Origin of the sequence: Magnetofaba australis IT-1 (assembly GCF_002109495.1) — a bacterium.
Lineage (GTDB): Bacteria > Pseudomonadota > Magnetococcia > Magnetococcales > Magnetococcaceae > Magnetofaba > Magnetofaba australis.
In genome coordinates this window covers 41,425-54,120 of the sequence record NZ_LVJN01000004.1, presented here as the reverse complement: position 1 = coordinate 54,120, position 12,696 = coordinate 41,425, and the positions used below count along the sequence as shown (strand labels likewise).

At 56.9% G+C, this 12,696-nt stretch carries 15 protein-coding genes; 7 read left to right on the top strand and 8 right to left on the bottom strand.

Annotation, left to right across the window (positions count from 1 at the left end; translation table 11 throughout):
- Positions 1 to 3: 3 nt before the first annotated feature.
- The 3 genes from MAIT1_RS21380 to MAIT1_RS00485 all read right to left on the bottom strand — a co-directional run bounded on the left by MAIT1_RS21380 (position 4) and on the right by MAIT1_RS00485 (position 1,473).
- A complete protein-coding gene (locus MAIT1_RS21380) occupies positions 4 to 207 on the bottom strand; it encodes a hypothetical protein (protein ID WP_143814573.1) in 204 nt (67 codons plus the stop codon).
- A 99-nt stretch (positions 208 to 306) separates the two neighbouring features.
- Positions 307 to 1,011: a hypothetical protein gene (locus tag MAIT1_RS00490; RefSeq protein WP_085440066.1), complete on the bottom strand. Its 705-nt coding sequence runs from the start codon at positions 1,009 to 1,011 to the stop codon at positions 307 to 309.
- 78 nt (positions 1,012 to 1,089) lie between these two features.
- Complete coding sequence (locus tag MAIT1_RS00485; RefSeq protein WP_143814572.1) at positions 1,090 to 1,473, bottom strand: hypothetical protein; 384 nt, start codon at positions 1,471 to 1,473, stop codon at positions 1,090 to 1,092.
- Positions 1,474 to 1,743: 270 nt separating this feature from the next.
- Here MAIT1_RS00485 and MAIT1_RS21375 point away from each other — a divergent pair, with 270 nt between their 5' ends.
- The 7 genes from MAIT1_RS21375 (at position 1,744) to MAIT1_RS00455 (ending at position 9,469) form a co-directional block, all read left to right on the top strand.
- The gene (locus tag MAIT1_RS21375; RefSeq protein WP_143814571.1) at positions 1,744 to 2,079 is read left to right on the top strand and encodes a hypothetical protein; all 336 of its coding nucleotides are present in this window, start codon (positions 1,744 to 1,746) and stop codon (positions 2,077 to 2,079) included.
- Between the two features lie 268 nt (positions 2,080 to 2,347).
- Positions 2,348 to 2,710: a magnetosome protein MamC gene (gene mamC / locus MAIT1_RS00480; RefSeq protein WP_085440065.1), complete on the top strand. Its 363-nt coding sequence runs from the start codon at positions 2,348 to 2,350 to the stop codon at positions 2,708 to 2,710.
- A gap of 253 nt (positions 2,711 to 2,963) precedes the next feature.
- Entirely contained in the window at positions 2,964 to 3,656 is a 693-nt protein-coding gene (locus tag MAIT1_RS00475) for a DUF2202 domain-containing protein (RefSeq protein WP_158089232.1), read from the top strand.
- Between the two features lie 80 nt (positions 3,657 to 3,736).
- Positions 3,737 to 4,660 carry a magnetochrome domain-containing protein gene (locus tag MAIT1_RS00470; RefSeq protein ID WP_085440063.1) on the top strand — a complete coding sequence of 308 codons (924 nt, stop codon included), beginning with the start codon at positions 3,737 to 3,739 and terminating at the stop codon, positions 4,658 to 4,660.
- Positions 4,661 to 4,664: 4 nt separating this feature from the next.
- Positions 4,665 to 6,626, top strand: a complete 1,962-nt coding sequence (mamZ, locus tag MAIT1_RS00465; RefSeq protein ID WP_085440062.1) for a magnetosome biogenesis transporter MamZ — start codon at positions 4,665 to 4,667, stop codon at positions 6,624 to 6,626.
- Positions 6,627 to 6,693: 67 nt separating this feature from the next.
- The gene (locus MAIT1_RS00460; protein ID WP_198947756.1) at positions 6,694 to 8,229 is read left to right on the top strand and encodes a putative sulfate exporter family transporter; all 1,536 of its coding nucleotides are present in this window, start codon (positions 6,694 to 6,696) and stop codon (positions 8,227 to 8,229) included.
- A gap of 310 nt (positions 8,230 to 8,539) precedes the next feature.
- Entirely contained in the window at positions 8,540 to 9,469 is a 930-nt protein-coding gene (locus MAIT1_RS00455; RefSeq protein ID WP_085440061.1) for a bacteriohemerythrin, read from the top strand.
- A gap of 20 nt (positions 9,470 to 9,489) precedes the next feature.
- Here the strand turns inward: MAIT1_RS00455 and MAIT1_RS00450 are convergent, their stop codons facing one another.
- From MAIT1_RS00450 to MAIT1_RS00430, 5 genes are all read right to left on the bottom strand, one after another.
- Positions 9,490 to 9,912 carry a hemerythrin domain-containing protein gene (locus MAIT1_RS00450; protein ID WP_085440060.1) on the bottom strand — a complete coding sequence of 141 codons (423 nt, stop codon included), beginning with the start codon at positions 9,910 to 9,912 and terminating at the stop codon, positions 9,490 to 9,492.
- 72 nt (positions 9,913 to 9,984) lie between these two features.
- Positions 9,985 to 10,275, bottom strand: a complete 291-nt coding sequence (locus MAIT1_RS00445; RefSeq protein ID WP_085440059.1) for a hypothetical protein — start codon at positions 10,273 to 10,275, stop codon at positions 9,985 to 9,987.
- Between the two features lie 145 nt (positions 10,276 to 10,420).
- A complete protein-coding gene (locus MAIT1_RS00440; RefSeq protein WP_143814570.1) occupies positions 10,421 to 10,741 on the bottom strand; it encodes a magnetosome magnetite crystal formation protein family in 321 nt (106 codons plus the stop codon).
- 77 nt (positions 10,742 to 10,818) lie between these two features.
- Positions 10,819 to 11,319, bottom strand: coding sequence for a bacteriohemerythrin (locus MAIT1_RS00435; protein ID WP_085440057.1), 501 nt, complete (start codon positions 11,317 to 11,319; stop codon positions 10,819 to 10,821).
- A gap of 80 nt (positions 11,320 to 11,399) precedes the next feature.
- Entirely contained in the window at positions 11,400 to 12,695 is a 1,296-nt protein-coding gene (locus MAIT1_RS00430; protein ID WP_085440056.1) for a GTPase, read from the bottom strand.
- Position 12,696: the final 1 nt, after the last annotated feature.

Here is a 12,696-nt window from a genome sequence, read left to right as displayed (position 1 = left end):
GCTTCAAAAGCGGGTGGCGGCGATAAAACGCGCCAGGAGAAATTTTGCCGCTAATCCCACAACGAGACTGACCGCCAACCCGATTAAAGCCGCCCGGCCCGCCTGTTTCACCCATTCGGTTAATGAAACCCGATGCTTCTGCTCAACGGTTGGGGGAATGGATTTTAAACGGCGCGCAGAAGAGCGCGTTTTTTTTGGAAGGACCATCGCCAATCAATCCAGGACGCCCTGCCCATTACGGTAACAAATTGGGCTAATGGGCAGGGTGCGACAGAGCAAACACATGCGCTCAGGGGAAAAAGTGGGTTAACCCTCCGCTTTCAATTGACGCGATTTATAGTTATAGACGCCAACGCCGATGGCGGCGGCGGCCAAACCGGTCGCGGCGACCACGCCCCAAACGCCCAAACCCAAGCCCAATCCCAGACTCCAACCCCCGCCATTCCAGATGGTGCCCACCGCAGCGGCCTTGGCGGCGCCGCCGCCTACGGCTTTGGCGGCGACGTTTTGGGTCATCGCCACATTCTGCGCACTGGGCTGTGGCGTGTTGGCGGCAGGGCAGGGGGGCGTTGCGGCGGCGGCTTTGGCCATGGGTTGTGGCGCCGTCGCCTTGGCTTGGACTTTGGCGATCTTCTTGGCCGCCTTGGCGGCGCTCTTGGGTGCGGGACCGATCTTCATCTCGCCATTGCTCAACACAATGCGCTCACCGCCGGGGGCCATCACGCCTTTGATCTGCAATTTGTCGATCAGCAGTTTCTGGCCCTGGGGCGAGACGGTTTTACCGGCGCCTTCAATGGAAACCACAGGCGCCATGCCAGGCGCTTGCCCCTTGGCGGCTTTGAGTCCTTCCACGACAGCATTGTTGATCTCAATAGGCGACAGCGCCGCGCCGCCACCCTCCGGCAATGGACACAGTAACGCCTTGCCATTGCCAAGATCCTTCACGGTGAATGATTTTCCAGTGACGTTGGCCAACTGTTGTGGACCGATCAACTCTTGGGGCGCAGGCATCAGTATTCTCCCTATGGCGTAGGCGCAGAGGCGCGCTCACCCGGGTTAGGTTGACAAAAGGCTCAGCGTGAAACCGGATTAAAACGGCCACAAGGAGGTTTTGATGCGCTTACGGCGATACAGGTAGTATCCGCCGCCAATGATTGCGGCCCCAGCCAGAGCCGGTCCCCAGGCGCCCAGCCCCAGCCCCAGGCCTAAGCTCAAACCTGTTCCTTTAAAAATTGTGCCGCCAGTTGCCGCGGCGGCGACGCCTTTGGCGGCGGGCGCCGTGGCGGGGTCCACAATAGGCTGCGCAGGGGGTGCGGCGACGCCTTTGGCGGCGGGCTGGGCAGCTTTGATGGGCGCCGTCTTGGCGGCGGCGGGTTTGGCTGGCGGCGCGGCGGTGAACTCCACGTTGCCAGGCCCCACCAAAGTCAATTTCTCACCCTCAGCCAGAGTCGCGTTCAAATCTGTTAAAGGCATGATTTTTCCTCTATTTAGATCTTCTTGGTACAGGCGTTGTGGGGCTTGGATTGTGTTGATTGTGTTTGCACGCCGCCGCTTTTCGCCCGAAGGTTACATTACAACATTATGAAATTTAGATTAAATCTAGAAAAAGTCAACAGTATAATGCTCGGGCGAATTGAAAGAGAAGCGCAGCCGGAGTTGAAAAATGTTGATTTTGCTAATGAGAACCATTATCACTGAATCAGTGTGTATCAGCTAATAAATGACAGGAGCGAGGGGATATCCATGGATGCAACGCCTGATATTTTGCGTGAAGAGGCGCTGTGTGCGCAGCAACAGTGTATGCCCGTTGAACAAATCGAGCGCCCACAGCAAAGCCGGAAAGCGCGACTGAACCCAAGACGCAAGCCCAGAGCGGCGAATTCAAAACGACGACTGGGCAAGGAAGCCGTTAAGGCTGGGATGTCGATAACGCTGGCGTTGAGCATGTTGACGGGATTGCGGGTCGTCAAACCGTTCAGTCTCCATGCGCCGGTCAGTTGGCTGTTTGTCGCGTTTGTGTTGGTTCATACGCTGGTCTATGAGATTCCCAACAGCGCCCGCAAGCGGGAGACCGTGTAGCGCTAGCCCGGATATTTCATGAATCTCAGACGCCCTTGCTTGATCTTTGATCCAAAAGGGAAATTTTCTCCTTTGCGAAGGCAATAAGCATTCGCCGCAGTCGAAAATTCCCTTTTTGGATCAAATCTCTACGCAATCATCGTAGAGATTCATGAAATATCCGGGCTAGGCGCTTTACAGATTGATCTGGTTTCCTGTAGAGTTAGAGGCTGCCTCAATGTTGTTGGCGCCTTACTGCTACGATCCAAACTCTTGAAGGAAGCATCACATGGCTGCTTTTAATCTGGCGCAATTTCTAACCACCAGCGCTTCCGGCACCGGGGTTCTTGGCGCCGTGGTGGGTGGCTCAGCCGCTATCGCGAAGAATATCCATCTCTACAATAAGGGGTTGGTGTCACCGGAAGAGGCCGCTATCGACAGCGGGAAAGAGGCCGCTGGCGCGGGGGTGGCCACCGCCGTCAGCGCCGTTGCCGCCGGCGCTGTGGGCGGCGGTTTGGTCGTCTCCCTGGGGACTGCGTTGGTTGCCGCCGTTGCCGGCAAATACGCCTGGGATCGTGGCGCTGAATATTTAGAGGATCAGTTGCGTCAGCGCAGCCGTGATGATCTGGAGGATCTGGGGCTGGAGTCTTAATCGGCTCACCCAATCACCTAGGCGAATTCAGCGCGCCTAGTTGCGTTGATTTTGTCGCGGCTGAAATCGTTCCGCCATGTCAGACCAGAATAGACCGTCTCGCTCAGAACGCATTATCCCCATCCAATCTGCGGATGGGGAGGGGGACGGTTGCGCTGCGCGCAACGGCGCTTGCGGCGTTGCGCCGATGCATCCGCTGTTGCGCAAACTTTTTGCCTCGCCCAACCGACTACAACTATTGGTTGGGTTATTGATGGCTGTGGCGGTCATCTCCATCTGGGTGGACCATCTCTACTCCGACATGGCGGATGACCACCGTACGACCTCTTCATCTACACCGCCAGCGCCACAGGCGCAGCCGGTAGCGCTACTGGCTCCGCTTCAGGCCAAGATCCCTGCTGCGCGTTTGACGGAAAAAGGGGTGACGGTTAAAGATGCGCAACTGCTGCCGCGCATGCGTACTGGGGCCAAGGTGGCTCGGGATCTCTACCTTGCGCTGCATCAGCGATGGCGTATGGCGCTGTTTAGCAGTTTGGCCAAGTCCCACGAAACCCATATGATCGCCCTGACCGGCGCCATGGCGCGATTTGGCCTGCGGGACTCCGTAGCCGATGATCGTATGGGCATTTTCAGTGATCCGGATTTCGCCATGATGTATGGCGACCTGCTGCGCCAGGGACGACAATCCATCGCCTCTGCGCTGCGCGTGGGAGGCGAGTTGGAGGAGACGCTGATTTTGGAGCTGGATACGGCCATCGGCGAAACGCAATCGATGACGTTGCACGCGCTGTATAAAAAGCTGCGCCGCTCCACCTATAACCATCTGATGAATATCGCCCATGGCATGGAGTTGCGCGGCGATCCATTTATGCCCACCAAATTGCCGCGGAGCCGTCTTTCCATGCTGACACATGGTCCCATAGACACCGATTTTTTCCCTAATTGAGCCTGTGTGCGCGTGAACTCACTTCCATATGACGCTAGCTTGACCGTCTGGCGCATCCTTTCGGATGTGGAGACATCGCGATGAAAATGGCTGAGTGGATCATGGCGTCGGGGATTGTCTTTGGTCTGGGGTTTTTTCTGCTGGCGGTGTTCGATGATGATCCGTGGGATGATCACGCCTACGATAAGGCGCCGCCAGTTGGGGCGGGTGTTCCCGCGCCGCATCGGGATGGCCGGGAGAAGATGGTCTGTTCGAGCTGCCATGAGATTATCGCCAAAAATGGTCGGGTGACCGCTGGGCCGGGGCAGGGCGGCGGACCGCCGCCCATACCGCCTATCACGCAGGGGACGCCCAGTCCCCATAAGGACAGCCGGGATAAGATGGCCTGCGCCAACTGTCACGAAATTATTGGCGGCAATAGCGCGCCTAAACGCGCTTCGGCGAAGATTCCGCCGCCGCCCATCGCGCGTGGCGCGCCAGCGCCACACACCGACGGACGGGAAAAACGGGTCTGCTCCAGTTGTCATAAACTGGTGGCGCCCACCGGTGCCCCGGTGGCGCTGGCCGGATCAGCGCGCTGGCCGTTGGCGGCTACGCCCATCGCTTTGACGACGCACCCGCCGCTGCCCCAGTCTACGCCGCGCAACATGCGCGGACCGGAGTGGCATGAGCAGTTCACGCTGACGCGCTTCCAGGGCAAGGTCATCCGACAGGTGGACAAAACGCCGAACTCGGGACGAGAGAATCTGCACATTCTGGTGCATGACGGCGTGAATGCGCCGCGTTGGGTCAATGTGGCCCCGGGTTGGTTCCTCAATCAACAGCAGTGCTCGGTCGGCGTGGGCATGTATGTCAAAGGAACCGCCTATCGCGACATGGCGCTGCGCGCAGGTGAGGCGTTGCTCTATGCGGCGACCCTTTCAGTCAATGGGGCCTATTGCCAGTTGCGCGACAACCATATGATTGGATTCTGGAACCCCGGTTTCCACCAGGAGGAGGAGTAGCGCCGTGCCCCACTGCCTCCATCGTGAACCGCCTTGGAATGAGATCTATCTGCTCTCGGCCTTGGCGGCGCTGGCCATCGCCATCATCGTCGGTTTGCAACCGCTGTTCTTGGACGATGTGCTCAAAATTCCATTTGAAAAATCGGGCACTATCAACGCCAATTTGACTGTGGTGGCGGAGATTGTCAGCCTGTTTGTTATCGCCTATCTGGGCGCGACGCGCCACACCTTGGGGCGCAAGTGGTTTGTCATGGGCGGCTTTGCGCTGTTGACCATTGGCGCCCTGCTGGCGCCGTTCTCACTGCAAATTGGCGGGGCGTTGGGCCTGGGCGGCTTGAGTGTCTTCTATCTGGCGCGCATCCTCTCCTCCTTGGGCGCCAACGCCGCACAGTCGCAGCTTGCCACCCTGATGGGCGACGCCGCCTCCCATGAGCGGCGCGCCGGCGCCATCATCAACATCATGCTGATGATGGCGCTCGGCGGTGGGGTGATCTACGCCATCATTTTGCAAATTCCCCACGATATCGGCGGCGTGCTCACGGTGATGTTGATTCCCGTGGGCGTGGGCTTGGCGGGAGCCTGGCTCGCTTGGCGGCGTCTGCGTGAGATCACCAGCGGGCATGAGGAGCTGGATCGCCCCATGGATCGGGTGTGGGAGCTGGTCAGCGGCGACCCGCGCATGCAGTTGTGCTTTGCCGCCAGTTTCTACGCGCGCGCGGATCTGATTGTCATCAGTCTGTTTCTCTCCTTGTGGACGATCAACTTTGCCGACGTGGTGGATCAGGGGCGCGATTATGCGGTGGCCCATGCGGCGTTGGCGGTGGGTTTTCTGGGCTTGGTTGTGATTCTCTCCATGCCGCTGTGGCGCCGTTTTATGCAGCAGCGCAGCCGGATTTCCGCCATTGGCGCCAGTGTTTCGCTGGCTGGGGCGGGCTTCATCGCTATGGGTTTTGTGGTTAACCCATTTGATTGGATGATGGTGATTCCCTTGCTGCTCATCGGGGTGGGGCAGGGGGGGTGCTTGACTGCGCCCAAAGTGCTGGCTGCTGAGTTGGCGCCGCCCGATATTCTGGGCGCGGTGCAGGGAATCTTCTATCTGGTCGGCGGCATGGGATTGGTGCTGCTGGTGCAGAGTGGGGGCTACTATTTCGATGCGGTGGGGCCGCGCTCGCCGTTTATTCTCATGGGTACAGGCAATCTTCTAATCATGCTCTATGCGGTCTATCTGATGCGCACTGGCATGGATGAGAACAGTGAGCACACGCTGCCTAAAAAGCGTCGCCAACTGAACCTTAAACCTCTGATATTTCTCTTTTCGCTTCTGCCGCTGGCGTGGCTGGTGGGACGCGTTTTGCTCAGCGGTTACGCCCCGGGCAGCTCATTGGGTCAGATGCCGGTGGGTTTTATCAATCGCTACCTGGGCGACTGGGCCTTTAATTTTCTGTTGATCTCTCTGTCACTGCGGCCCATCTATGAGATCACCGGTGTGAAAACCCTGGCGCAATATGGCCGCATGGTGGGTCTATACGCCTTCTTCTACGCCCTGCTGCATGTGCTTACCTACGTCTGGCTGGAGTGGGTGTTCAAATGGGGCGAAATGGTCGATGACATCGTCAAGCGTGAGTTCATTCTGCTGGGAGTGGCGGCCTTTGTTCTTCTGTGCGCGCTGGCCGCCACCTCGTTTAAGCAGGTGGTGCGAAAGATGGGCGGCAAGCGCTGGAAACAGTTGCACAAGCTCAACTACATTCTGACCGCCTTGGTGGCGTTGCACTTTATCTTTGCGGCCACCCATGAGAATGGCGAGCCGTATGTGTATGCGCTACTGGTGGCGCTGCTGTTGGGGTACCGCGGGCGGCAGTATTGGAAAAAACGACATGACGGCGCCTCTGGACCCCGACCTGGACGCAAGCGTTCAGCGCCTCATCAACCCGCTAAACAGGACGCGTTGGTTGATGATTTGGCGTAACGGCGCATCACTGCCATAGCCGCTTATCCTGGCGAAACGTTATGCTGAGCTACTTAACGTTGAAATCATGAAGGGTTTGGGAGAGAGCGCGGTGAATACCCTGCTGATCGCCATAGCCACACTGATTACCGGCATCGGATTGCTGGTCGCATGGTGGTGGTCGGTGGGCGAGACACTGCGCGGGGCGTTGCCGCTGATGGCGTTGGGTATGGGGTGGCTGGCGCTGAGCAGCGGCTTAGCGCGCCTGCGCCGATCGCATCAGGGCGAGCGCGAAGGCGCTGTTCTGATTACTGAAGATTGGTGGGCGGTTTGGTTGGGCATGACGGTGGTGCTGGTCGCCTTGGGCTCTTTTTTCGGCGGCGCCCAGTTGATCCATGACCTGTCTGTCAACCCTGGAGGATTAAAATGGGCTTCGCTGGATCAGTTGAGCGCCCATTTCCAGCAGAATCAAACGCAATATCTGGCGCAATTCCTCACTTTTGCCACACTGTTTGGCTTCTCATGTCACGCCATGGGGATCCCGCTGGGACAGTTCCTGCGGGGTTTCACGGCGCTCTACGGTCTCTCCCTGGCCATCTTCGCCGTCAGTGGCTGGGAGCATGCGGCGCAGTTTAATTTGGAGGCGCCGCTGGTGGCGCTGGTGGTGGGGTTGATTCTGGCCAACACCATCAAATTGCCCGAGTGGCTGATGAGCGCCATGCGGGTGGAGTACTATGTCAAATTCGGCATTGTGCTGTTGGGGGCGACCTTCCCGGTTTCTCTGATTGTCAGCGCTGGCGGCGTGGCCATTGTTCAGGCCACCATCATTGCCGTGGTCACCTGTTTGACCATCTACTATCTGGCCACGCGGGTGTTTGCGCTGGATCGTCGTTTTGCCGCGGTGCTCAGCGTGGGTGGGTCGGTATGCGGCGTCTCCGGGAGTATGGCGATTGCGGCGGCGGTTGGGGCGCGCAAGGAGCATATCTACGCCACCATCTCCTTGGTGGTGGTGTGGGCTCTGGTGATGATCATTGCGCTGCCCATTGCCGCCCAGGCGCTTAATCTGCACCCCGGTGTAGCGGGGGCCTGGATCGGCGCTTCGGAGTTCGCTGACGCCGCTGGTTTCGCCGCCGCCAGTGCGGTGGGCAAAATGGCCGGTAACGAGGAGCCAGCCATCAAGGCGTTCACCTTGATGAAGGTGATTGGCCGTGACATCTGGATTGGCTTGTGGTCGTTGGTGTGGGCTTATGTGGCAGTGACGGTGTGGCAGGGTGGGCAACAGCCTGGCGCGGCCCTGGACCGGGGTGAAATCTGGCGCCGCTTTCCCAAGTTCGTGCTCGGGTTCTTTGCCGCTTCAATTCTGGTTACCCTCTCGACGTTGGGTTTTGATGACAAAGGTCTGGCCAATGAGGTCAAACCCCATCTGCTCCAGCCTTTGGGCGCTCTGCGCGGCTGGGCGTTTATCTTCTGTTTCCTCTCCATTGGCCTGAATACCCGTTTCCGCGAGCTCAGCCAGGTGGGCGGCGGCGCGGTGGCCGCCTTCTCCCTGGGGGTGGCGGTCAACGTGTTGCTGGGCTATCTCTTCTCCGTACACATCTTTGGCGACTATTGGGCGCAGCTATGACGGCGCAGCCGTATTGCGTCAACTGTCGGCGCTTTGTGAGCGATCCACAGGCGCTTGAAGCGTTTGCGCCTGGATTGGCCGCCCTCTCCTCGGCTTGGGGCTCCGTGCGCGCCGATACAGGCTGGTGTGAGGCGCTGGAACTCTTCACCGCCGGGCGTGGCCACTGCCCTGATTTCGACTCTCTGCGCAAACCTTTGACGTCAACGAGATAGCAGGATCTTCATGAGGGCGAGAATACTGTTTCTTTTCCACTCCTTAACATATAATACTTGTAGGGATCTCAATTCGTGACATTCGCAGGAGCGCCGCTATGGCCGCAGTCGAAATCGATCCCCTTGTAAGCGTTAATAAACTGGTGGATTGGAATGAATTACTCGCAACTCTTAAAGAGAAACTTACCGAGGAGACGCCGCTCTTTCGGGTGATTGATCTGCGTTTGATGGCGCTGGAGTCGTGGTATGGGCTCTCCCTGGATGGGTTGGTGTATGCCCTGGAGGATCGCCGCTCGTTTCAGAAATTTATCGGTCATGCGTTTAACTCAGCGCTGTGGACTCACTATGTGGATGAGAGTCGTCCGCAAATGGAGCGCGTGTTTGGACGCAACGGCGTGGTCAGGGAGCTAGAAGCGATCCTGCAAGAGGCCAATGCATCGATCACGCGAGGCGCCATGAAGGAGCCGCGTCTGCGTCTTTCCGCCGTCGCCCAACCTATCGAGCAGAGTGACTTGTTGCCACGCAAGCGGTTGTTTGGTATAGAGCGCCGCGCACAGGCGGAAGCGGATACAGCGCTTCCAGATCTCTCTGCGCCGCAAACAACCGTCGCCCCAGTAAGTCTCCTGACTTGGAACCAGACCGCCTACTCGGTTGGTGTGGAGGAGTTCGATGCGGCGCATCGCAAGCTGTTGGCCGTCATCAATCTGATCCTATTGGCGGAGTCTGAGGGCAATCTGGAAACGGCGCAGATGGCCGCTAACGAGTTGCTTCTCTATACCAAAGAGCATTTTCAACAGGAGGAGTCATGGATGCGCCACCAGGGCTATTCGGCTTTGGCGGATCACGCTAAACGGCACGAAGAGATGACATCGGAGGTGCTGGCGTTCCGCATTGAGTTGCGTGGCCAGCGCGAAGAGGTGTTAAGCAGATTGAAAACCCACGCGCCCCGTTTCAAAAAGTGGCTGTTTGATCATATTGTTCGCTACGATAAAATGTATGCAAGCTTGGCGACAAAAGGGCGCGATTAAGGGGAGCGCCCCTTGCGTCGTTATTCGCTCGGTAGGGTATAGAGGTTTTTATCGGAAAAGAGATGCCGGTCCACTTTATCGATGTGCTTAATGAGCCAATCACGGACGAAAACCAGGACTTCATTGAGGAGGGTTGCGCGTGCTTCCGGGGACTGCGCCTGCTGTAACTCCTGTTTGAACTGGACGGAGCGCGCCTCAAACTCCTGGTGCATCTCCAGGTGCTGCGGGTGCTCAACATAGCGCTCGCTGCGCATCAGCGACTCTTCAAACTTGAAGTGCATGGCCGTGTAGCGCCCTAGCGTATTAATGCACATCTCAACATCACTCTCGCCCTCCTGCATCAGTTCAATAAGATCGAACAGAACAGCGTGCTGTAGATCAATGACATCAATATCCAGCACGATGCGCGCTGGAATGGAATTGCTCAGAGGTGTGTGAACCATGCTACTAGTCTCCTGCAAAAGATAGAGTCGCTTTTCTCAGAGAACGCGTAATTATATAGAAGTAACCTGAGTTTATTTCAATTCAAATAGTGTATCTAACTGCGCCATTTTCAGTACATGTAGCTGTTCCGGGCTACTCAGTTCAACAGAGAGCAGCTTGGCGGACTTGAAAATCTCATAAATGACCAATAACAAGCCAATTATGGTGCTGTCCAGCCCCACATTTAGACTCAGAGAAACCAGTACAGTTTCGACATCAGTATGCTCTTTCAGTTGCTTCTCACACTTGGAGAATTCCGAAAGCGTCATACTCCTGTTGATATCTATCTTTAAGGTCTGACCATCTGATTGTAAACTTAACATAAGAGGTCTCTTGATAAGCGGTATTCATCACGTCAAAGGACAGGATGTCTCCCTGAAAGAGTGAAAATACGCAGCCGGAGTTATGTTACAACGACGCGTAGTCTTTTTCATCAATCCCACAGGGAGTGTAGTTTGTAACAATGCATCAAATCCGACGGGCCAGATCATACACCAGCGGCAGGCGCCAAGCGCGACCAAATAGCACAGCAACTACACCCGCCAAGGAGAAGAGGATTACCAGCCACAGCACCACCCCATAAACCAACTGCCCCACAGCGGGAATGATGGTGACAAAAGCGCCAACCACCTGGATGATAAAGAGCACAAACCCTTGCCGAGCATGGAAATAAGCATAGGGGTTGTCCCGCATGAAGATCAGGGGAATCAGACACAGGGAGCTGATGTAGCTCAGCAGGGTGAGCGCCTTAACGCCCAAAGATGGCCTGGCGGCGACAAGCTGTGACATGTGACGGTTACCTATGGATTTTGAGAGGTTAGGAAACTACTTTAACATGCGTTATGCATCGAACTTTGACAAGTAAATTAACAGATGCGCGGCAAGCCCAGTGGCAGGTCTGGCATGGCTGCTGATGCGCTTGGTTGGGACGCCGGTGGATGGGTGGGCACAGGCGTTTTACCATGATAGAAGTCGGCAAACGCACGATCTTCAACCAAAATATGTGCCTTTAACCAGTCAGATACCGTCTCACCAAGCAGAATGCGCGCAGCCTGATGTTGGTTGGGATCATTTTCCATCGCCATCATTTCGCGAAAAAGCTGCAAGCAGCCCCTGTTAAACGCTTCATGCATGGCTTTATGGTCGCGCAACCCCGTATAGCCGTATCGCCCCATAAACGCCTCTTCCCTCTCAAAGTGCCAAACTGTGTAGGCGATGAGCCTTTTGGCCTGCTCGAGCAGTTGGGGGAAAAAGTCGGGTTGGGCAGCATCCAGGAGTCCAATTTGGCTAAGAATCTTGACCAAATTCTTATGATCTCGATCGATAGCTGGAATATTTACAGCGAATTCAGTTTTCCAGGCGAACATCTCTCATGCTCCTCTCGCCATTTGGTCCCTCTGGTTGGTAATGGCCTAAAATACGGCGCCTTGCGTGCCCGTAGGCCAGTTTAGAGCATTTTGAGCAGATTCTCTATCTCCGTTTGTGGATAGTTTGCTGCCGAGTTGTAGCATTGAGCTTCGATTTGCCCGGCATCCAGCTCCGGCGCATTTGCATTCAAAGCGCGCCAAGCGTTGGCAAAACAGATCAAGGCAAGGCCTTGGGACAGCGCCAGGACGGCCCCCCGCCGCCCACTGAGCGCGATCTGTGTGTTTTGCGCCAGAGCGCTGGCGGCGCGCTCGGCCAAAATCGTTATCCACGCTGGGGCGCTCTGTGCGATGTGCGTAAGCAGGGCCTGTCTGCGGCGTTTGGAGATCAACGGTATTTGCATGATCGTCACCAACTCCTCCAGAAGTTGCCCCGCCGCCATTTGCGGAAAAGCGAACGCCAAGAACTCCTGCGGTTCCGCCAGGACATGATGAATCAATGCAATAACATGGGTGTGAACGCACTGTTCAATGCGCCTCTCCAGTAGATCTTGCTGCGCCAGGTCCAGTTTCTCCTCGGCGTTGGTGAGAATCGCAGCCTGCCGCCAGTGGGCCAACGTTTGGGCGTCCAGACTCAGGATCTGCGCCAAACCTTGCCAAATTTCGTCAAGATAGGGGGGGGTGCGCTGAATTTCACCATGATGATTGCCGGAGGCGTCAACGCGGGTGATTTCACGCGAACCGCCAACGTTGGCGACGGCCAACTGGAGCGGCGCCGTCCCCAAACCCGTCAGGCGATCTATAATTTCGCCCAGTTTCGCCACAATCTGCTGGCGCTCTTGCGGTGTGTAGAGATCGGATTTGTTGAACGCCACCAGCATGGGTTTGTTCAACTCAATGAGTTTCTTAAGTTGAGTTTCATCTTCTGCGGTGAGGTCACTGGCGCAGACATAGATCACGCAGATGGCTCGTAGCGCGTGGTCTCGGGCGACTTCATCCCAGGCGCGGCCAACTTGGGCCACACCGGGAAGATCCACCAGGCAGACCGTTTCATCGAGTTCTGGAATACGCCAGATATGACGCTCAATCCGGTATTCTGCGCTTGAGACAGGAGAAGAGTGGACGGATGCGCCTGGACAGAAGGCGCGGATCAACGTGCTTTTCCCCACATTAGGCAGACCAAATACAGCAATCTCCCGGTGGGGTTCTCGCCAAACGCGATGCAGCGCTTGTTGCTCTTTCAAAAAGGGCGCTAAGTCGGCGCCAGCAGCGCCCAAACGCGCCGCCCGCTCTTGAAGAGCCTCCAACGGTGTGGCGGGCGCATCTTGCGTCAACGATGTGCGACTGCGGGGAGCATGTTTTTGGAATAGTGCCCACACG

What these genes read in the sequence shown, in the direction of transcription:
- MAIT1_RS21380 (WP_143814573.1), bottom strand. Translation starts at nt 207, where the DNA reads ATGGTCCTTCCAAAAAAAACGCGCTCTTCTGCGCGCCGTTTAAAATCC.
- MAIT1_RS00490 (WP_085440066.1), bottom strand. Translation starts at nt 1,011, where the DNA reads ATGCCTGCGCCCCAAGAGTTGATCGGTCCACAACAGTTGGCCAACGTC.
- MAIT1_RS00485 (WP_143814572.1), bottom strand. Translation starts at nt 1,473, where the DNA reads ATGCCTTTAACAGATTTGAACGCGACTCTGGCTGAGGGTGAGAAATTG.
- MAIT1_RS21375 (WP_143814571.1), top strand. Translation starts at nt 1,744, where the DNA reads ATGGATGCAACGCCTGATATTTTGCGTGAAGAGGCGCTGTGTGCGCAG.
- mamC (WP_085440065.1), top strand. Translation starts at nt 2,348, where the DNA reads ATGGCTGCTTTTAATCTGGCGCAATTTCTAACCACCAGCGCTTCCGGC.
- MAIT1_RS00475 (WP_158089232.1), top strand. Translation starts at nt 2,964, where the DNA reads ATGGCTGTGGCGGTCATCTCCATCTGGGTGGACCATCTCTACTCCGAC.
- MAIT1_RS00470 (WP_085440063.1), top strand. Translation starts at nt 3,737, where the DNA reads ATGAAAATGGCTGAGTGGATCATGGCGTCGGGGATTGTCTTTGGTCTG.
- MAIT1_RS00460 (WP_198947756.1), top strand. Translation starts at nt 6,694, where the DNA reads ATGAAGGGTTTGGGAGAGAGCGCGGTGAATACCCTGCTGATCGCCATA.
- MAIT1_RS00455 (WP_085440061.1), top strand. Translation starts at nt 8,540, where the DNA reads ATGGCCGCAGTCGAAATCGATCCCCTTGTAAGCGTTAATAAACTGGTG.
- MAIT1_RS00450 (WP_085440060.1), bottom strand. Translation starts at nt 9,912, where the DNA reads ATGGTTCACACACCTCTGAGCAATTCCATTCCAGCGCGCATCGTGCTG.
- MAIT1_RS00445 (WP_085440059.1), bottom strand. Translation starts at nt 10,275, where the DNA reads ATGTTAAGTTTACAATCAGATGGTCAGACCTTAAAGATAGATATCAAC.
- MAIT1_RS00440 (WP_143814570.1), bottom strand. Translation starts at nt 10,741, where the DNA reads ATGTCACAGCTTGTCGCCGCCAGGCCATCTTTGGGCGTTAAGGCGCTC.
- MAIT1_RS00435 (WP_085440057.1), bottom strand. Translation starts at nt 11,319, where the DNA reads ATGTTCGCCTGGAAAACTGAATTCGCTGTAAATATTCCAGCTATCGAT.